The sequence below is a fragment of the Pseudarthrobacter sp. H2 genome (assembly GCF_050157045.1).
Classification (GTDB): Bacteria; Actinomycetota; Actinomycetes; order Actinomycetales; family Micrococcaceae; genus Arthrobacter.
In genome coordinates this window covers 3,861,735-3,880,769 of record NZ_CP189594.1, presented here as the reverse complement: position 1 = coordinate 3,880,769, position 19,035 = coordinate 3,861,735, and the positions used below count along the sequence as shown (strand labels likewise).

The following is a 19,035-nucleotide window of genomic DNA, read 5'->3' as shown; positions in this document are numbered from 1 at the left end:
TTTTGGTGATCTTTACTACGTTTTGATTTGCTATCACTGACATGATGTCACCACGAATTGGAAGGAGTGGACCGTTTCGGAGAGTATCCACCCGCGGACCGCCTGCAAGTGGTTCAGAGACGGGACGCTGCCCGCCCCACGCTCTTCTTCGTGCTGAATCCGAAGCCGCGTCAGGAATGAACGGTGAGCGACCCGGAATCCGCCGGCTGCTGGCGGGCCAGGCACTCGAAGACGGCTTCGCCAACGCCGCCGGTCCCGCCCGGATTTCGGCGGCCCGGCACCGCTGGGGCTCCACCGACGACGGCTGGTTCGTGATCCTCGACGGCGGGGTCGCGGCCCGGGCGCCAGGCCGCGGGGGATGTCGCGTGCCGGGCTGCGCCCAGGAGGTTTTCCACATAGGCCCACGGGCTCTGGACCATGCACACCCTGGCTTGTAGCGTCGGATCATGAGTATTCGAACCGGTTTCGACGTCGAGATTCTTGCCCGCCGCAAGGCCGGCCAGTGACTGCACCGCGCAGCGCGACAGGGCTCCGGGTCATTGCCCCGGCGTTCATTGCCGCTGCGCCCTCGGGTGTGCGGATCCGCACCCGCCTGCACCCCACGCCCGGGGAGGAAACCGCGCTGTTCGCGGTCGGCACGCACCTGGGATCCCTGTACCGGAAAGACCTGGCCGCCCGCATCCGGATGGGGACGGTTCCTGCCGCCGCGCGCGGCCGGACGGAGCGTAAGCGGGCCCTGACCGCCCTGTCATCCTCGCGGTGGGCCGGGAGCATCACCCGTGCCACGGAGGACCAGTACCAGTTGGGCATGCGTGGCCTCGCAGCGGAGGTCGGCACGCTGCGGGCCGCCTGCGCCGCCATCGGGAAGCGGGCCGCCGTGCCCTGCGGCGGAACCGTGGACCGCGCCAAGGGGTACCGGACCGCGGCGGAGCGGCACCGGAAGACCCGGCGCCTGGCGGCCCTGCAGGACCGGCTCACGGACGCCACGGCACGGCTCGCGGCCGGGAGGCCACGCATCGCCGTGGGCGGCGGCCGGCTGTGGCGGACACGGAACAACCTGGAGGCGGCAGGGCTGACGCCGGCCGGGTGGGAGGCCCGATGGGCTGCCGCCCGGCTGTTCCTGACCGCCGACGGTGAATCGGGGAAGCGGTGGGGCAATGAAACCATCCGCATCGACACCGGCGGGCGGCTGTCCCTGAAAGTCCCCGCCGTGATGGCCGCGGAGCATGGTGCGCGGTTGCATCTTTGCGTCCCGGTGCTGTTCCATCACCGCGCCGGCGAGTGGCGCGACCGTGCCGCGTCCAACATGAATATCCGCTACGACATCAGCCACGACCCCGGGACCGGGCGCTGGTACATCGACGCGTCCTGGGGATACCGGGACCTGCCGGCCCCCTCCCTTCACAGCCTGCACGGCTCGTCCGTGCTCGGCGTTGATCTGAATGCGGACCATCTGGCCGCGTGCGTGATCGACCCGTCCGGTAACCCCGTCGGGGCGCCCCTGAGTATCCCGCTGGACCTGAACGACATCCCCGCGGCCACCCGGGACGGCAGGCTCCGTGCAGCGGTCACAGCGCTGCTGGACGCCGCCCGGGACGCGGGCTGCGCGGCCGTCGCCATCGAAAACCTGGACTTCCAGGACGCCCGCTCCACCGGCCGCGAAACCATGGGCCGCGGCACCCGCGGCAAAACCTTCCGCCGCACCGTCGCTGGCATCCCCACCGGAAAATTCCGGGACCGGCTCGTGTCCATGGCCGCCAACCGCGGCCTCCACATCATCGTCGTTGACCCTGCCTACACCTCCAGGTGGGGCGCCCGGCACTGGCGCAAACCACTCCAACAAACGACCGAGGCCACCGTCACCGGCCATCACGGCGCGGCCGTGGCTATCGGACGACGTGCCGGCGGTTTCCGTATCAGGCGACGGGAGGACGGACCCCGCACCCGACAGAGGACGAGTGCGGGCCAGCCCAGTCCCAGGCCCGGTACGGGACCGTCCGGCATGGCACCCTTCACAGGCCCGGCTCGCCCGACGGTCACGAACCGCTCCGGCCCGCCAGGAACCGGAAGCCGTGCAGCTCCCAGGACCGTCCGGGGAGCAAGTACGGGACTGATCCGTACTACTTAGGAACGGTGGCGATGAGAGCTTTTCGGTTTGCGCGGTTTCTGACGTTGGGTGCGGTACTGGTGTTGGCCGCCTGCTCGGCGCCGCCTGCGTTGTTAAAGGCCGACGGCGTCGAGCGCGTTTCGGTGGACCGCGCCGCTTTCAAGGGCGAACTGGACGCCTTCCGGCGCTCCGCCCTGACGCTGGGGGTCGCCCTCCTGGCGGACGGCGGAGGGGGCACCGGCAATGTCATCGCGTCACCGGGGAGCCTGCTGATCGCCCTCGCCATGTTGCGTGCCGGGGCGTCCGGCGAGTCCGCCGCCGAGCTGGACACCGTGCTGGGAGTTCCGGCAGCCACCCGGGATGAAGCCATGAACGCGCTGCTTGAGTCCCTGTCACGGTTCGACGGCGACCCCGGCTCTGTCGACGAAGGGAACCCGCCGCGTAAACCGCTGATGCACACGGCCAACGGCCTGTTTGTGGACAAGAACGTTGCAACCGGAGAGTCATACCTGGGGACGTTGGCGAAGCACTACGGGACCGGCGTCTATCCGGTGGATTTCCGCGATCGCGCTGCCACTGAGCCTGCCATCGATGCCTGGGTGGACAAGAACACCGGGGGCCGGATCACGAAAGCGCCGGCACCCTTTGACCCCGACAACACGTTCAGCCTGCTCAACGCCGCCTATTTCGCTGCCGCCTGGAAGACGCCCTTCAGCGCCAACGCCACGTCGGATCAGCCGTTCACAACGGCCGACGGCGTGACGATCAGCGTTCCCACGATGCACGGACTGCAGGACATGGCCTACGCGGAGGGGGCTGGCTGGCAGGCCGCGGACCTCCCCTACGGCGAGGGGTTCGTGATGCGGCTGGTACTGCCGGATGCCGGCCCGGGCGCCCGCGCCGGCGCATCAACGGCTGACGGCCTCAACGCGGACAAGCTGGCGGAGATCGCCGTCGCACTCGAGGCCGCGAGCCCCGGGCCCGTCCAGTTGTCCCTGCCCGTCTGGGACCATAAAAGCAGCTTCGACCTTCGCGTTGTCCTTGACGATCTCGGCCTGAGGAAAACCCTGAAGACATCGCATGACTTCGACGCGATACAACACGGTCTGACCATCACCCAGGCGGCGCAGTCGGCGAACATCACCGTGGCGGAGAAAGGGACAATAGCCGCGGCGGTGACCCAGGTCAACGGCATGGCCGTGAGCGGTACGGTGCCAGTGTCTGCGCGCGAGCTGCGCCTCGACCGGCCGTTCCACTACCAGATCGTGCACCAGGAAACGGGGCTGCCGCTCTTTATGGGTAAGGTTTCCGATCCGCGCTAACGCTGCGCCGGCCAGCGGGGTCGGCTGCTCCCCGGGAGGACATGCCCATCCGCCGCGCCGTGGACCGGACATGACCGGAATATGCCCGCCCGCCGGCCCCTGCGCGGGGCATGTCCTTGAGCCCGGCCACCCCGCCGCCTGGACCTGAACCCCCCGGCGAACTAACGAAAAAGCCGACGAGCTGCTGATCCACGGGGACGAACCGGGGATTCCTGCCACCTAGCCATGCAGGTCACGATAGGCGGCTGCCGCGGCAGGGTGCAGCGGCACGCCGGCGGTGTTGATCAGTGTTTCAGGACTCAGGAACTGCACGCCGAGGCTGGACCGGGGGATGAGTTCCTGGGCCTGGTCCACCAGCAGTTCGACCGTTCGCTTCACGATGCGCTCGTCCAGATCCCCGCGGCACAGGAGCAGGTTGGCCACGCCTACCGTCCAGACCCCGGGAATGCCTTCGTAACTGTTCTCCGGGATCAGGACCCGGTCGTAGAAGGCGCCGAATTGTGCCCGGGTCTGCCGGATGAGGGCAGACAGGTCGATCATCGCGAGCCCCATCTCCTTGTTGGCCGCCGTGATGGCGGCCGTGGGCACACCGCCGGACCAGAACAGGGCATCCACGGACCGCTCCTTGAGGGCTGCGAGTCCATTGTTCAGGCCGAGGTTCAGTTCCCTGACCGGATTGTCCGCGGCGGTGGTTCCGGCCGCGGACAGGCCGGAGGCCGCGATGACGCGGTGCGCGGTCAGCGACGTTCCCGACCCTGCCTCGCCGATGGCCACGGCCTTCCCGGCGAGATCAGCGAAGGACCGGATGGCGCTGTCCTTCCGCACCAGGCAGTGGACGTAGTTTTCATAGACCTTCCCCAGCGCGACAATGCCCCCAGCGCCCGACGACGGCCCTGGCGCTGACGCGCCCGACGACGGCCCTGCCGCCGCCTGCTGCGCGGCCTGCTGCGCCGCCGCATCAGCCAGGGCGACGGCGAACGTGGCGTCGCCGGCGAGCAGGCGCTGCAGATTCTCGAGGCTGCCACCCGTAACCTGGGGCACGGCGGTGCCGACCACGCCATGACGCTGCAGCGACTCGGCAAGCAGGGTGGAAAACTCCAGGTAGAAGCCGCCGGGCTCGCCGCCGGCCACCGTTACGGTGCGTGAACGGTCTTCCGGGGTGCAGGCATTCAGCGTGGGCAGCAGGAGGCCGGACAGGCCCAGGGCCAGCCCTGCCTTGAAGGCTGTCCGCCGCGAGGGAAGATGGGCATCCGTGGTCCTGGCGTCAGCCATCCGTCCGCCCCTGGTCCTCCACGGACAACGGTCGGGGAAAATCGATGCGGGCGATGAGTCCATGCGGAGACCGCTCCGCCAGCAGGAGCCGGGCACCGTTGGCCGCGGCCAGCTTGTCCACGATGGTCATACCCAGGCCGTTGCCACGGATCCCATTGTGCCGCGGTGACCGCCAGAACCTGGTGGTTGCTGCGGCCATTTCATCCGCCGAAAGTCCGGGGCCGTCGTCGGATACCTCAACGATGGCCCCGTCGGGGCGCGCGCGGACGGCAACCGAGATGTGGGCGCCGGCCGCGTACTTGATGGCGTTGTTGAGAAGTTCCCCCACCATCTGGGCCAGCTCAGCGGAGTTGCAGGCCACCTGGAGCGCAGGTTCGGGCGGCCGCTCCAGCACTATGGACGTTGCGGTGCGCTGGGCGGCGGGTCCTGCCCGTTCCACTTCCTCCTGCAGGACCACGAAGGGGTCGATGAGGGTCCGGTGCCCGCCGGAAGCGGTGCTGAGCGCGGCACGGGCAGAATCCTCGGACGCTCTGTGCTCCGCCGCCGCCAGCTTCAGCACTCCGTCCAGGATCTCCTCCACACGCTCAAGTTCTGCCAGCACTCCGGCCGCTGCGGCCTTCTCCCGGTCCGTGTGAAGTTCCAGCTGCAGCAGGTCGATCCGCAACCGCAAGGCGCCCACCGGGTTGCGCAACTGGTGCGACGTGTCGGCTATCAGCTGGCGTTGGGATTCGATGCTCTGGCTGACGGTTTGCGCCATTTTGGTGAACGAACGGCTGAGTTGCCTCAGCTCCGGCGGCCCGGCCTCCGGAAGCTGGCTGGTCCTGCCCGTTGCCTCAAGTTCCGTCACCGCCGAATTCAGGCGGTGAACCGGCCGCAGCACCCATCCGGTCACGCGCGCGGCAGCCGCAATGAGCAGTGCCCCGAGCATGGACGCGGCAAGCCCGACGACGAGCCACCGTTCCCGCAGCTTCTGGCGCGCTGCGTCCGGGTTGACTTCGAGGACGGTCTCGCCAAGGACCTGGCTGGCGCTTCCGAAGGAGCGGGAGATCACCTCGGAGCCGGCTCCAAACGGCTGCAGCGGGGCGAGGCTGGTGTCGCTGAGGTTCAGGTTCGCCCTGGCGATGGCGTCCCTGACGTCTGCCCTGTCCTCGCTCAGGGCGCCGGAGCGCACGGTGCCCTGCTGCAGACGGACCAGGACGCCCTCCCCGTAAAGCCCGGAGTACCTGTCCATGTCCCGTTGAAGCTGGGTGGAATCACCGTCCACCGCGGCGTCGTAGGCCACCTGGGCGAACCGGTTGAGCGCGGCGACCCGGTTGATCTGGAGCTCCTGCGTGAGCTCCCGGCTGACGGACGTCAGGATGGCGCTGGAAACGGTGATGACCATCAGGACGGACATAAGGCTGAGGAGGCCCAGGACGCGCAGTTTCACGCGGGATCCGCCTCGATCCGGTACCCGACGCCGCGGACGTTGATGATGAAACCAGGCAGCTGCAGTTTGCCCCTCAGCCCCGTCAGGTGCACATCCAGGGAACGCGAGGACGCGACGAAAGCATCTCCCCACAGCGCGTCCAGGATCTGTTCCCGGGTGACCACCGAGCCGGCGTGCCGGGCCAACAGGGCGAGCAGATCGAACTCGGTCGCGGTCAAAGGCAACACCTGGGAGCGGAGGGCCGCGACGCGCCGGTCGAGGTCCACCTCCAGATCCCCCAGCACGATGCTTCGTGGCCTGTTGGCGCTGGGACGGGCTGCGCGCCTGGTGACGGCTTCGATCCTGGCCAGCAGCTCCACCAGTTTCACCGGTTTGACGAGGTAGTCATCCGCCCCTGACCGCAGCCCAAGCACCACACTCCGCTCATCGTCGCGGGCGGTGAGGATCAGGATGGGACACTGCGTGACCTGGCGCAGTTTCCGCAGTACGTCGAGACCATCGATATCGGGGAGTCCCAGATCCAGGAGGATGACTTCAAACCTCCGGTGGGCCAGCAGCGCGTCAGCTCCCCGGGACACCCTGGCTGCCCTGTGCCCGGCGGACTCGACGGCGGCCGCAAGCGCTGCCGCCATGGCGTCGTCGTCCTCGACGATGAGCACTTCCATTGCTGGTCCCTTTTCGTTGGTCGGGCGCATCAACCCCTGCCCGCTTTGGAGATTACCCCTTCCCCTGCCTTTTCGCCCTGCCCGGCAACTCGCCCTGCCCGGCAACGGCGGCGGGCACGGAGCGGAATCCGCAGGGAGCCGGAATCCACGGGAGGGCGAAACCTAAGGAAGTGTTAGGAAATCCCCACGGACAGTGGTTGTGCCGTGGATCACGCATAGTTTGGATAGGGTCCTCGGGTTTTCAGGGGACTGACAACGTCGAGGAGGAACCATGGGCAATGTTGCCATGGACAGCACGAAAGCACGCGCGGAACGGTTACCCGTGGCGGCGCCGCCAAGGAAGGTTCACTGATGAGCACCATGCAAGCCACGCCCCAGACTGAGGCAGCGCAGACCCGCAAGGCCGTAGGCAACATCCTCAAAGGCTCTGCCGGCAACCTCGTCGAGTGGTACGACCTCTACGTCTACACGGTGTTCGCCGCGTATTTCCAGTCGCACTTCTTCAACTCCAAGGACGAGCTCCAGGCCGGCCTGGAGGCGATGGCCGTCTTCTCGACGTCGTTCCTGATGCGCCCGATCGGCGCCTGGTTCTTCGGCCGCTACGCCGACCGGAAGGGACGCAAGGCCGCGCTGACCCTGAGCGTGACGATGATGTCCGCCGGCTCCTTCGCCATCGCCGTGCTGCCCACCCAGGACGTCATCGGGATCTGGGCCATGATCCTGCTGGTCATCATCCGCGTGATCCAGGGCTTCTCCGTGGGCGGCGAATACGGCACCAGCGCCACCTACATGTCCGAGGCCGCCACGTCCAAGCGCCGCGGCTTCTTCTCCAGCTTCCAGTACGTCACGCTGATCGGCGGCCAGATGCTGGCCCTGCTGGTCCTCGTCATCCTGCAGAACACCATGGACAAGGGAATCCTGACCGAGTGGGGCTGGCGCATCCCGTTCGCGATCGGCGGCGTCGCCGCCCTCGTGGTCCTGTGGCTGCGGCGCTCGATGGAAGAGACCCTGTCGGCCGAACAGGTCGAGGCCGCCAACGCCCCGGCCGCGGCCGGCGAAGCCCGGCCGGGCACCATGAAGCTGCTGCTCACCAAGCACTTCAAGCCCCTGATGATCTGCATCGGCGTGACGCTCGGCGGCACTGTTGCCTTCTACACGTACACCAACTTCATCCTGAAGTTCATGAATGACACCTCCGGCATCGCCAAGACCGACACCTCGGTCATCAACTTCTGGGCGCTGCTGATCTTCATGCTGCTCCAGCCGGTCTACGGCATCATCTCGGACAAGGTCGGCCGCAAACCGCTGCTGCTCTGGTTCGGCATCACCGGCGTCCTGTTCACCTGGCCGCTGCTCTCCGCGCTGTCCGGGACCAAGGACCCGTTCACGGCGTTCCTGCTCATGATGGGCGGCCTGCTGATCGTCGGCGGCTACACCTCGATCAACGCCCTCGTGAAGGCCGAGCTGTTCCCGGCCTCCATCCGCGCCCTGGGCGTGGGCCTGGGCTACGCGATCGGCAACTCGCTCTTCGGCGGCACCGTTCCGCTGATCGGTGCGGCGCTGCAGAAGGCAGGCCAGGTGGACCTGTTCTTCACCTACGTCACCGTGGCCATCGCCGTCTCGCTGGTGGTGTACATCTTCGCGCTGAAGAACAAGAAGTCCACGCACCTGGACCACGAACAGGGCCACGCCTGGGAGCCTGCTGCGGCTTCCGCCGGCACGGGCCCCGGCCGCAAGGACGACGGCAAGGATCTTATCGACGCCTAGCCTCGCGCGCCACAGGCCGCGGGGAGGACGACGGCGGGTGGCCGGCTACGGGACTTCGGTTCCGGCAGCCGGCGGCCCGCCGTCGTCGTTAACGCTTGGGACGCCCCGGCCTCCGGGGTGAGAGAATGGAGGGCGGTTCCGGCAGTCATCCTGCCCGGAGCCATCCAGTGCTAATATAGCCGGCTGCCCTGCGTCGTCCTCCACGAGGATCCGGGCGGCCGAGCGAACCACTCTGAATGGAACACCCATGACTTCCGCCAAGACTTTCCCGGCCGCAGCGCCGCCGAAGTTCGCCTCGATCGGTTCCCCGTACTTCGGCATCATGCTGGCCGTCATGGCCGTGGTGCTGATCCTGTCCAACATCGGTGCTGCCAAGGGGGTGGCCATCGGCCCGATCATCACCGATGGAGGCTTCTTCCTCTTCCCGCTGGCCTACATCCTGGGCGACGTCATCAGCGAGGTCTACGGCTTCAAGGTGGCACGCAAGGCCATCTTCACCACCTTCGCCCTGTCCGTCTTCGCCTCGCTCTGCTACTGGATCATCATCGCGCTGCCGGGCTTCGACGACGACTTCGGCGCCGCCAAGCAGGCGGCGCTGGAAGGCGCGCTGGGCCCCGTCCCGCAGATCGTGCTGGCCTCGCTGCTGGCATTCCTGGCCGGGCAGACGATCAACTCCTGGATCCTGGTGAGGATGAAGGCCCGTACCGGGGAGAAATCCCTGTGGGCCCGCATCATGGGGTCCTCCGTCGCCGGCGAGTTCGTGGACACCCTGATCTTCTGCAGCATCGCCGCGTCCGTGATCGGGATCAGCGACGTCGGCATGTTCGTGAACTATGTGCTCGTCGGCTTCGTCTACAAGACCGGCGTGGAGTTCCTCTTTGTGCCGCTGACGTCGCTGGTGATCGGCTGGATCAAGAAGCGCGAACCGAGCTACGGGGCGGTGACCGCCGCCACTCCGTAGCTGCGCCGGGGTCGCCGGAACGGTTCAGGGTCGCCCGAACGCTCGGGCGACCCGGCACCGTTCCGGCGATCTCGACGACGACGACGGCCCCGGCGAGGACGGCTAACGCCGGTGTGCGGCCAGGATCCGGTTTTTGAACTCTTGTTCGCGGAACAAGTCCTTCCATTCCACCCGAACGAAGCGCCAGCCATCTTCGGTGAGGGCTTTCTCCCTGCGCCGCTCCTGGTAGATCACCTCGTCTGTTGGCTGGTAGTCGAAGTATTTGACCCTGCCGTCGAACTCGAGCGCCACCTTTTTCTCCTTCCAGGCAAAGTCCAGGCGGTGCCGGCCGGCCGGGCTGTGCACCTCAACCTGCGCCTCGGGCGTGGGGAGATTCAGCCGTGCGATAAGTTCGCGGGTGAGCGTTTCACCGGCCGACTCGGATCTCGGATCGGCGTTGATCATGGCCATGCGAAGATTCCTGATGCCGCGGCGACCCGCCAAACTGTCCGCCATGGCTTCCATCAAGGCACGGTCCGCACCAAGCCTGAGCCCATGGTCCATGATCACCAGTGCCTGCCGGTAGCTGAGCATCATGGCGCAGTCCACCACTGTCCGCTCCAGCGTCCTGCCCCGGAGCTTGCCAATGGTCTGGACGTCCGCCTCCGTGTACGGCCGGGTGTGCCCGCGGACATCCTTGCCCAAGCGCTCGCTGGAAGGACGGACCCGAAGCAAGATGTGGATCAGATCGTCCACATTCCAGAGGAACAGGCCGTGCAGCCGGGCGGCCGAGGTGTGGCTGTAGACGAAGTCTCCCGTCGACGTCGTAAGAGTTCCGTGGGCATGCGCGTGGATCAACTGCTTGCTGCGGATCGTGGCGAACTGCTTGTCCCACAATGCAGCCCGGAGGTAGCAGCCGTATCGCAGCCGGACCAGCTTGCCCTGGCTCAATAACAGCCGGATTGCCCGCGAATTGAGCCCTTTCTCGTGGAGCTGGTCGGTCCGCCAGAGGTTTCCGGTTTCCGGAAGTTGTGGGAGAGGTGCCTGAATCTGGGTCATCCACCCAGATTCTGCCGGGCACGGAACAACCGGTAGGCGCCGCCGTCGTTATGTGGAAAACCCCGGGTCGCCGGAACGGTTCTGGGTCGCCCGAACGCTCCGGCGACCCAGCCGCATTCCGGCGATTTCGACGGCGGACCGGCGGACCGGCGGACCGGCGGGACCGGCGGACCGGCGGGACCGGCGGTGGTCGGCGGCCCGGCCCCCGGCGCGCGGCGACCTAGGAGTAGTACCGGCCCAGGGTTTCGGCCTTGAACTCGAAGAAGTTGCCGGCCTCGATGGCCTGCCGGGCGTCGTCGACCATCTTCACCACGACGCGCTCGTTGTGGATCGAGATCAGCGTGGCCGAGACCATTTCCTTGGCCTTGAACAGGTGGTGGATGTAGGCCCGCGAGTAATTCAGGCAGGCGTAGCAGTCGCAGCCTTCCTGCAGCGGGCCGAAGTCGCGCTTGTACCTGGCGCCGGAGAGGTTGTACCGGCCCGTGGGCGTGTAGAACGCGGAGTTGCGGGCCACCCGCGTGGGGGAGACGCAGTCGAAGGTGTCGGCGCCGTTCTCGATGGCCGTGAAGATGTCGTCCGGCTCGGAGATGCCCAGCAGGTGCCGCGGCTTGTTCTGCGGGAGTTCCTCGTTGCACCAGCGCACGATCGTGCCCAGGTTTTCCTTCTCCAGCGCCCCGCCGATGCCGTAGCCGTCGAAGTTCATCGCGCCGAGGTCCCGGCAGGCCTTGCGGCGCAGGTCCTCGTACTGTGCCCCCTGGATCACGCCGAACAGGGCCTGGTACGGCTTCCCCGCGCGCCCGGACGTCAGCCGGAAGTGTTCGGTGAGGCAGCGCTCGGCCCAGCGCCGGGTGCGCTCCAGGGACTCCTCCTGGTACCCGCGGGAGTTCTGCAGCGTGGTCAGCTCGTCGAAGGCGAACATGATGTCCGCGCCGATCTGGTGCTGGACCCGCATGGAGATCTCGGGGCTGAAGCGGTGCCGGTCCCCGTTGAGGTGGCTCTTGAACCAGACGCCGTCCTCGTCCACGTGCGCCAGCCGCTCCTTGCCCGGGGCCACGGCGTCGTCGGGTCCGGAATTGTCCACCGATTTCATGTCGATGACCTTCTTGAACCCCGAGCCCAGGCTCATCACCTGGAACCCGCCGGAGTCCGTGAAGGTGGGCCCGGGCCAGTTCATGAAGGCACCCAGGCCGCCGGCCTCGTCCAGGATCTCCGCGCCCGGCTGCAGGTACAGGTGGTAGGCGTTGGCCAGCACGGCCTGCGCCCCGAGCTCGGCGATGGACTCGGGCAGCACGGATTTGACCGTGGCCTTGGTGCCGACCGCGATGAACGCCGGCGTCCGGATCTCGCCGTGCGGGGTGGTGATGGTGCCCGTCCGGCCCAGGAATTCCCCGCCGTTGGCGGCAAGCTGCCCGGCCGACGGCGCGCAGCTTTCGCTCAGGAGCTTGCCCACGCGGAAGGAGAATTCGGACTGCCGGGCCGGCGCGGGGGGCAAAGGATCGGAGACGGGATTGGCTGGCACCGTTCAAGTCTGCCAGCTATCACCGGGAAGCCTTAGCGCGGCGGGTCGGATGTGGGGTAGTTCTCAGCCCGCCACTTGTCCCAGTGGCCGCGGACTGCCTCGAGCTGATGGGCGCCGAGGTCGTAGGTGGAGACGATCACGAGGGAACCGCCGTCGGGCCGGATCTCCGGGATGGTGGGCTGGTCCGCCACGATCACGAGGCCTTCGCCGTGCTCGGCGTAGTTGTGGACGGTCAGGCCCACCTGGTGGTTGCTGCGGAACCACACCCTGCCGGAGACCTCCTCGCCGGTGGCCAGGGTGAGGTCGTAGGGTTCCCCGGGAGCCGGGACGTTGCTGAGCCCGAGCTTCTCGATGGCCGAATCTTCGCCCCCGGGCACGGCGAAGAAGGAGGTCCTGCGCTTCCCGTGGGGGTGGCGTTCGAGTGCGAAGCGCAGCTGCTGGAGGAAGGTCAGCCAGCCTTGGGTGATGTCCTCGTCCCAGGCCGCCCACTCGGAATTGTGGTCGATCGCGGCCCGGGTGACACTGACTTCCGTGCCCGTGGGGACCGGTTTCAGGGTGAAGATGTCCCCGCCGTTGACCACCAGGGACGTGTGGTCCGCGTCTTCGACCACCTTGGGGCTGAAATAGATCTGGTTGATCTCGGCGGCCAGGTCATCGGTCTCCCAGCCGTGCCACTGGGCCACTTTGGCGGGTTCGCGCAGCATCGTCCAAACCTGCTGCGCGTCGGAGTTGATCACAACGCTCAGATTGTTCGTCATGGCCTGAATCTACAACGCCGGGCCCCGGCGGGGTAGGGCCGGGCCGCAATCAGCAGTCCGCAGCCTGGCCCGCCGCCCTGTGCCGCAGTGGCCCGCGTCAGGAGCGGACCGACTCGAGTTCGTTGCCGATCCGGCGGTCCAGTTCGTGCGCGCCGATGGTTTCCGAGCCGCCGTGGGCCCGCAGGAACAGCAGCGACTGGAGCCGCAGCAGGCGCCAGTCCCGTTCCGCAGCCGGATTCGAGTTGTCGATCGAGCGGAAGATTTCCTTGTCATAGAGGTTCGGTTCGTTGAGCGAACGCTGGCGCACCTTGGCGCTGATCCTGGCCTTGAACGGGTCGGTTTCCATGGCCTCCGGGGTGCGGAGGAACCTCTCGTAGACGGCGGCGCGTTCCTCCTGCCCCAGCTGGCGGCAGATGTAGCTGGAGAGCGCCAGCGACGCCTCGACCGAGGCCCAGCGGCCCGGGTTGCCGTCGAACGGCAGGACATTGAGCAGGTCCGCGACGGCCAGGGCGTTTTCTGCGTCCTTGAGGGTGATGAACAATTCGTAGGCCAGATCGCTGAGGTCCTTGAGGCAACTGCCGGATTTGGTGTTGATGCCCTTGGTCAGCCGTTCGCTGAGCAGCAGCACGCCCTCGGCGCGGGGGTGGGCCTCGGCCACGGCCTCAACGACCGATTCCGGCGTGCCGTCGGGCGCCGGGATGAGGGCCAGGTCCTGGTCGCTGGGGCCGCTCACGGCAGGCGGTCCGGCAGGAAGCGGAGGAACGACGACGGCGGGAGCCGCGGCGGCGCCGCTGTCCGCCACGCCGCTTGCGGCGTCGGTGGGCTCCGCGGCGGCGCTGTCATCCACGCCGCTCTCCTCCCCGGCAGAGTCCTCCTCGGCAGGGTCCTCCGGCGGAAGGAGCCGGCCGGACTGCAGCGGGGGGACGGCGTCGTCGGAAGGGCCGGCCACAGTGCCGCCGTCCGGGGTTTCCATGTCCGGCCCGTCCACCGTGAGCAGGACCGTGGACGCCGCCGCGATCCGGAGCATGCCGCCGCCGGTTAGCGTCGCCAGCACCATGGCGGGCGAGCCGAAATCGTCGGTTTCGACGTCCACGCGCTCGATTTCGGCGGAGCGGTCTCCGTCGGGCAGGAGCAGGTGGTCGCCGCCCTGCAGAGATCCAGCCTGCTGTTCTATGTAGTTCCGGGAGGCTGGGGGGTGGGTCATCTGGAGTCCTTAAATTTCTTGCGGTCCGCCCAACAGTCTACAAAGGCGGCGGCGTGAAGCTGGGACGCACGTATTGCCCCGGGCGTCCCGGGGCCTCCACTGGGCCCCCGAGGGGCCTAGTTGCCGACGCCCGCGAACGCCAGCGCCTGGCGGATGAGTGCGCCGCGGCCTCCGTTGAATTCAAGCTGCACGTCCGGGCTCATGACTTCCTGCGGGGTCATCCAGGTCAGCTCGAGGGCATCCTGGCGCGGGGAGCATTCACCCGTGACCGGGATGATGTACGCCAGGGACACGGCGTGCTGCCGGTCATCGGTGAAGCCCGTCTGGGACGGGGCCGGGAAGTATTCGGCCACGGTGAACGGCACCGGGCTGATCGGCAGTTGCGGGAAGGCCAGCGGGCCGAGGTCCTTCTCCATATGGCGCAGCAGCGCCGCGCGGATGGTCTCGCGGTACAACACCCGGCCGGACACCAGGGAGCGGACCATGGTGCCGTCCTGGTCGGCCTGCAGCAGGGTGCCGACCTCGTTCACGAACCCGAGCGGATCCAGCCGGACCGGAACGGCCTCAACGTAGACCATGGGCAGCCGGCCGCGCGCCTCAAACAAGTCGTCGTCGGAGAGCCAGCCGGGATTCGGGTCGGGAGTGCGAACGTTCATGGTTAAGTTCTACCCCATCCCCGCAGGTCCGACGTTGTCACACTCAGGCGGGCCCCCGGGCCGAGGCGATCCAGAGCGCCGGATGATGGGCCGCAACTCCTTCCGCATCAGGACTTGGCACATGCAGGGAACGGCCGAACGCCTCTTCGACCAGGGTCACGTCATGCCCCGCCGCGGTGAGCCGGCCCCGCAGGGCGTCCAGATCGCCGCCGTACTCGAAGCCCAGCCCGGCCCGCGCCGGGCCGGAACCCGGGCGCACCATCAGCACCCCGCCGTTCTTGGCGGTGAAGTCAGCCGTCTCGTCGGCGTCGGGGACGGGCCGGAACCTGGCGCCGATGCTCCGCAGCGTAGCGGCGGCGGCGGCGGCATCCTCGGTGAACCAGACCTCGACGACGGCGAGCGCCGGGTCAGCGTCCGCGCTGCCGGCCCCGGGGGCGGCCTTGTCGGCCGCGGCGGCCTTCGCGGCCGTGTCGGCCAGGAAGGTGAAGCCGTCCTCGCCGGTGATGCGGCAGGAATCGCCGTGGTCCGCCCGGATGAGCTCGGCCGGCGCATTTCCCGTTTCCACACCGGCCTGGTTGGTGCGGCGGGCGAACTCCGCGAGGTCGCCCACTTCGACGCCGAAGGCGGTGGTGCCGTCCTCGGCGGAACCGGCCGCGGCCAGGTGCAGGGCCAGGCGGCCGGCGCCGGCGTCGAACTCCCGCCATTCGGTACCGTCTACGCTCTTCACCAGGCCCAGATCGGTGAGGAGCCGCTCCCACTGGTCCGGCCGGGAGGTGAAGTGGACAGGCCTGGCACGCAGCATCGTTGCTCCTCGGGACGGGTTCGGGCTCTTAGGGCTATGGTGCCACCAAAGCCGCGGTTCCGGGCAGCCTCGTGGAAAATGAAGGCATGGCTGCTGAGCTTGAGGAACTGTTGGTGAAGGACGCCGCCGGGTGGCGCGCGTGGCTGCAGGCGCACCACGCGGAGAGTCCCGGCGTGTGGCTGGTCCTGCATAAGAAGGGCGGCTCGGTGACGGAGCTGGATTACGAGGCGGCCCTGGCGGAGGCCCTCTGTTTCGGCTGGATCGACGGCCAGGGCAGGCGCCGGGACGAGGGGAGCTCCTTCCAGCGGATGACCCGCCGGGGCCCGAAGAGCAGGTGGTCCGCGCGGAACGTGGACCGGGCAGAGCGTCTCGAGGCTGCCGGGAGGATGACCGCTGCCGGCCGCGCCGCCGTCGAGAGCGCGAAGGCGGACGGGCGCTGGGAAGCCGCCTATCCGGGGGCGGCGACGGCGGAAGTTCCCGCGGACCTCGCCGCGGCCATCGCCGCCGAGCCCCGCGCGCAGGCCATGTTCGACGTGCTGAGCTCCGTGAACCGCTACGCCCTGATCTACCGGACCAACGCGGTCAAGCAGGCCTCGACCCGAGAGCGGAAGATCGCCGGGTTCGTGGCGATGCTGGCCCGGCACGAGACCCCGTACCCGCAGGCCAGACAGCCCCCGGCGTCCTGAACGCAGCACCCTGGGACCAGGAGCCCTGCCGGCCGCGCAGCGCCCTTAAACCGGGCGCGCCGCGCGGGGCGGCCCTGCTGCTCATTCCGGGGCCAGGTCCTCCATGGGGAAGGCCACGGCCTCGCCCACCACGCGCAGGCAGAGCTCGGTGCCCGGGCGGGTGATCGAGGCGTTCCAGTGCCGGATGGTGATGACCTCGCCGCCGCCGGGGTAGCGGTGGTCGGCCACGGCACCCTCGGCGAGGACCGGCGGAACGTTGAGCTTGAGCCGCACCGTGGTCTCCGGACCGAAGTAGTCGGTGTCCACGACCGTGCCGCGGATGGGTCCGTCCTCGGCGATCCGGATCTGCTCGGGACGCAGCATCAGCTGGACCCGGCCCTGGGAGGGTGGCCGGCGCACCGGGATGCCGCCCAGCGAGCAGGTGGCCAGGGAGCCTTCCATCCAGGCGTCGAGGATGACGGCGTCGCCCAGGAACTCCGCGGTGGCTCGGTCCGCCGGGCGCGTGTAGACGATGAAGGGGTTGCCGATCTGCGCGAGTTTCCCGTCCCGCATGACGGCGACCTGGTCGGCGAAGGACAAGGCCTCACCCTGGTCGTGCGTCACCAGGATCGTGGTCACGCCGGCGTCTTTCAGTACCTTGCCGACGGCCCGCCGGGTGGCCACGCGGAGGCCTGCGTCGAGGGCGGAGAAGGGTTCATCCAGCAGCATGAGTTCGGGCTCGCGGGCCAGGGCGCGGGCCAGGGCTACGCGCTGCTGCTGGCCGCCGGAGAGCTCATGCGGACGCCGTTTGGCCATGGCCGGGTCCAGGGAGACCATGTCCAGCAGTTCGCTGACGCGGGCCTTGATGCCCCGGTGCCTGCCCGGGAGGCTTGAGGCGTCGAGTCCGAAGGAGACGTTCTGGCCGACGGTCAGGTGCGGGAACAGGGCCCCGTCCTGCGCCACGTAGCCGACGTGGCGCTTGTGCGCGGGGACCCAGGCGCCGTCGCCCGCCACCTTGTTCCCGTTGAGGCAAATGCCGCCGGTGTCGGGGTGCTCGAAGCCGGCAATCAGCCGCAGCAGCGTGGTCTTGCCGGAGCCGGACGGTCCGACGATCGCCGTCGTTCCGCCCTGGGCCACCGAAAGGTTGACGCCCTTGAGCACGGCCTGGGAGCCGAAGTTCTTGGTGACCGCCTCGATCTCCAGGTGGTTGTTGGTGCTGGTGGCCACGGACGCGGCGATCCGGGGCTCCGGGAGCCGCGAAGGGGAATAATCGGTCACTGTCCCGCTGCTTTCTTGGACTGCTGGAAAAGGAGGTAGGTCATCGGTGCCGAGATCAGGATCATCAGCAGGGCGTACGGGGCGGCGCCGGCGTAGTCGATCGCGCTGCTCTTGCTCCAGAACTCGGTGGCGAGGGTCCGGGTCCCGTTGGGGGAGAGCAGCAGGGTCGCCGTGAGCTCGTTGACGATTCCGAGGAACACCAGCGCCGCCCCGCCCGCAGCGGCGGGGGCCGTGAGGCGCAGCGTCACCCGGATGAAGGACATCAGGGGAGGCTTGCCGAGCACCTGGGCGGCCTCATCGAGCTCCTTGGGCGCCTGGGACAGGCCGGAACGGATATTGACCAGCGCCCGCGGCAGGAACAGCAGCACGTAGGCCGCGATCAGGAGCCCGGAGGTCTGGTATATGCCGGGCACCAGCCGGATGCTCACGGTCACGAAGGCCAGGCCCACCACGATCCCCGGCATGGAGCTGGTGACATAGTTGGACAGTTCCAGGGCCTTGCTGAACCAGCTGGGATGCCGCACGGCCAGGTACGCCATCGGGAATGCGATCACGGTCGTGGCCGCGGCCCCGCCCAGGCCGTAGCCGAGGGTCTGCAGGAGTGCCGGCAGGAATTCATCCGCGGCCCAGATCCCCGGGCCGCCGGCAATGATCCAGCGCAGCACGAAGGACAGCGGAAGCCCGAAGGCCAGCGCGGTGAGGGCCAGCAGGAACAGCTGGGCGGGGAGCTGGTAGGCGTGCAGCGGCAGCCGCAGGGCGCGGCCCTGGGCGCCGGAGCCCACCCTGGCGTAGCGGGCGCTGCCGCGGCTGCGGACTTCCACGAGCAGCAGGATGAGGCAGATGAAGACGAGCACGCTGGCCAGCATGTTCCCGGCCGTCCCGTTAAAAGTGGACCGGTACTGCACCATGATCGCGGTGGTGAAGGTGTCGAAGCGGATCATCGCGAAGGCGCCGTACTCGGCCAGCAGGTGCAGGGATACCAGCAGGGCGCCGCCTGTCATGGCAATGCGCAGCTGGGGCAGCACCACGCGGAAGAAGGCACGCCAGGCACCGAGCCCGAGGGATGCGGCGGACTGCTCTATGGCCGGGTCCAGCCGGCTGAGCGTTGCGGCTGCCGGGATATACACGAGCGGGAAGTAGGACAGGGTGGCGATCAGGACGCCGGAGCCGAGACCCGCGAGGGAGGGCACCGCGGAAACCCAGGCGTAGCTGTTGACGAAGGCCGGGATGGCCAAGGGGGCGGCGAGGAGCACGGCCCACCATTTGTGGCCCTTGAGGTGGGTGCGCTCCACGAGCCAGGCGCCGCCCACGCCGAGCACGAGGCAGAGCGGTACGGTGACCACCACCAGCAGCACCGTGTTCAGCAGGAGTTCGCCGACGCGCGGCCGGAAGATCAGGGCGACGGCGGTGTCCCAGCCGGTGGCGGCCGTCATGACGCCGACGTAGCCCAGCGGGATCAGCGAGAACAAGGCGATCAGGACCGCCAGGATCGCGACAACAGAAACGCCGAAAGGCGGGCGGGGGCGCTTGCCCCTGCCCGCCGTCGTCGTGCCCCCTGAAGTTCCGGGAGACGCCAGCTTGGTTGTCACTAT

The 19,035-nt window shown here is 68.3% G+C and carries 17 protein-coding genes; 6 read left to right on the top strand and 11 right to left on the bottom strand.

What is annotated here, in order from left to right:
* Positions 1-176: 176 nt before the first annotated feature.
* The 3 genes from ACQCSZ_RS17950 (at position 177) to ACQCSZ_RS17940 (ending at position 3,429) form a co-directional block, all read left to right on the top strand.
* Positions 177-437 (top strand): hypothetical protein, encoded by a 261-nt coding sequence (locus ACQCSZ_RS17950; protein WP_427005043.1) that lies wholly within the window; start codon positions 177-179, stop codon positions 435-437.
* Positions 438-502: 65 nt separating this feature from the next.
* Positions 503-2,128 (top strand): hypothetical protein, encoded by a 1,626-nt coding sequence (locus ACQCSZ_RS17945; RefSeq protein ID WP_427005042.1) that lies wholly within the window; start codon positions 503-505, stop codon positions 2,126-2,128.
* An 11-nt stretch (positions 2,129-2,139) separates the two neighbouring features.
* On the top strand, positions 2,140-3,429 hold the full coding sequence (locus ACQCSZ_RS17940; RefSeq protein ID WP_427005041.1) for a serpin family protein: 1,290 nt from the start codon (positions 2,140-2,142) through the stop codon (positions 3,427-3,429).
* Positions 3,430-3,648: 219 nt separating this feature from the next.
* Here the strand turns inward: ACQCSZ_RS17940 and ACQCSZ_RS17935 are convergent, their stop codons facing one another.
* From ACQCSZ_RS17935 to ACQCSZ_RS17925, 3 genes are read right to left on the bottom strand one after another with little or no spacing between them, the layout of a single operon-like run.
* Complete coding sequence (locus ACQCSZ_RS17935) at positions 3,649-4,701, bottom strand: TAXI family TRAP transporter solute-binding subunit (protein WP_427005040.1); 1,053 nt, start codon at positions 4,699-4,701, stop codon at positions 3,649-3,651.
* Entirely contained in the window at positions 4,694-6,130 is a 1,437-nt protein-coding gene (locus tag ACQCSZ_RS17930) for a HAMP domain-containing sensor histidine kinase (protein ID WP_427005039.1), read from the bottom strand. Before ACQCSZ_RS17930 ends, ACQCSZ_RS17935 begins: the two co-directional genes overlap by 8 nt.
* Complete coding sequence (locus tag ACQCSZ_RS17925; protein WP_427005038.1) at positions 6,127-6,795, bottom strand: response regulator transcription factor; 669 nt, start codon at positions 6,793-6,795, stop codon at positions 6,127-6,129. The genes ACQCSZ_RS17930 and ACQCSZ_RS17925 overlap by 4 nt, the downstream gene beginning before the upstream one ends.
* Positions 6,796-7,146: 351 nt before the next feature.
* Here ACQCSZ_RS17925 and ACQCSZ_RS17920 point away from each other — a divergent pair, with 351 nt between their 5' ends.
* Entirely contained in the window at positions 7,147-8,562 is a 1,416-nt protein-coding gene (locus tag ACQCSZ_RS17920) for an MFS transporter (RefSeq protein ID WP_427005037.1), read from the top strand.
* A 247-nt stretch (positions 8,563-8,809) separates the two neighbouring features.
* Positions 8,810-9,523 carry a queuosine precursor transporter gene (locus tag ACQCSZ_RS17915; protein WP_427005036.1) on the top strand — a complete coding sequence of 238 codons (714 nt, stop codon included), beginning with the start codon at positions 8,810-8,812 and terminating at the stop codon, positions 9,521-9,523.
* A 102-nt stretch (positions 9,524-9,625) separates the two neighbouring features.
* On the opposite strand, the gene ACQCSZ_RS17910 is transcribed toward ACQCSZ_RS17915, so the two are convergent.
* The 6 genes from ACQCSZ_RS17910 to ACQCSZ_RS17885 all read right to left on the bottom strand — a co-directional run bounded on the left by ACQCSZ_RS17910 (position 9,626) and on the right by ACQCSZ_RS17885 (position 15,500).
* A complete protein-coding gene (locus tag ACQCSZ_RS17910; protein WP_427005035.1) occupies positions 9,626-10,561 on the bottom strand; it encodes a type IV toxin-antitoxin system AbiEi family antitoxin domain-containing protein in 936 nt (311 codons plus the stop codon).
* Positions 10,562-10,781: 220 nt separating this feature from the next.
* Positions 10,782-12,080 (bottom strand): tRNA guanosine(34) transglycosylase Tgt, encoded by a 1,299-nt coding sequence (tgt, locus tag ACQCSZ_RS17905; RefSeq protein ID WP_427005034.1) that lies wholly within the window; start codon positions 12,078-12,080, stop codon positions 10,782-10,784.
* Positions 12,081-12,112: 32 nt separating this feature from the next.
* Positions 12,113-12,838 (bottom strand): SRPBCC domain-containing protein, encoded by a 726-nt coding sequence (locus ACQCSZ_RS17900; RefSeq protein ID WP_427005033.1) that lies wholly within the window; start codon positions 12,836-12,838, stop codon positions 12,113-12,115.
* 97 nt (positions 12,839-12,935) lie between these two features.
* Positions 12,936-14,042, bottom strand: coding sequence for a DUF6707 family protein (locus tag ACQCSZ_RS17895; protein ID WP_427005032.1), 1,107 nt, complete (start codon positions 14,040-14,042; stop codon positions 12,936-12,938).
* A 116-nt stretch (positions 14,043-14,158) separates the two neighbouring features.
* Positions 14,159-14,698, bottom strand: a complete 540-nt coding sequence (locus ACQCSZ_RS17890) for an NUDIX hydrolase family protein (protein WP_427005031.1) — start codon at positions 14,696-14,698, stop codon at positions 14,159-14,161.
* Between the two features lie 43 nt (positions 14,699-14,741).
* The gene (locus ACQCSZ_RS17885) at positions 14,742-15,500 is read right to left on the bottom strand and encodes a VOC family protein (protein ID WP_427005030.1); all 759 of its coding nucleotides are present in this window, start codon (positions 15,498-15,500) and stop codon (positions 14,742-14,744) included.
* 86 nt (positions 15,501-15,586) lie between these two features.
* Between ACQCSZ_RS17885 and ACQCSZ_RS17880 the strand changes: the two genes are divergently transcribed.
* The gene (locus tag ACQCSZ_RS17880; RefSeq protein ID WP_427005029.1) at positions 15,587-16,186 is read left to right on the top strand and encodes a YdeI/OmpD-associated family protein; all 600 of its coding nucleotides are present in this window, start codon (positions 15,587-15,589) and stop codon (positions 16,184-16,186) included.
* 81 nt (positions 16,187-16,267) lie between these two features.
* Here the strand turns inward: ACQCSZ_RS17880 and ACQCSZ_RS17875 are convergent, their stop codons facing one another.
* Both ACQCSZ_RS17875 and ACQCSZ_RS17870 read right to left on the bottom strand, forming a co-directional pair.
* Positions 16,268-17,443 carry an ABC transporter ATP-binding protein gene (locus ACQCSZ_RS17875; RefSeq protein ID WP_427005028.1) on the bottom strand — a complete coding sequence of 392 codons (1,176 nt, stop codon included), beginning with the start codon at positions 17,441-17,443 and terminating at the stop codon, positions 16,268-16,270.
* Positions 17,440-19,032: an ABC transporter permease gene (locus ACQCSZ_RS17870; RefSeq protein WP_427005027.1), complete on the bottom strand. Its 1,593-nt coding sequence runs from the start codon at positions 19,030-19,032 to the stop codon at positions 17,440-17,442. Before ACQCSZ_RS17870 ends, ACQCSZ_RS17875 begins: the two co-directional genes overlap by 4 nt.
* Positions 19,033-19,035: the final 3 nt, after the last annotated feature.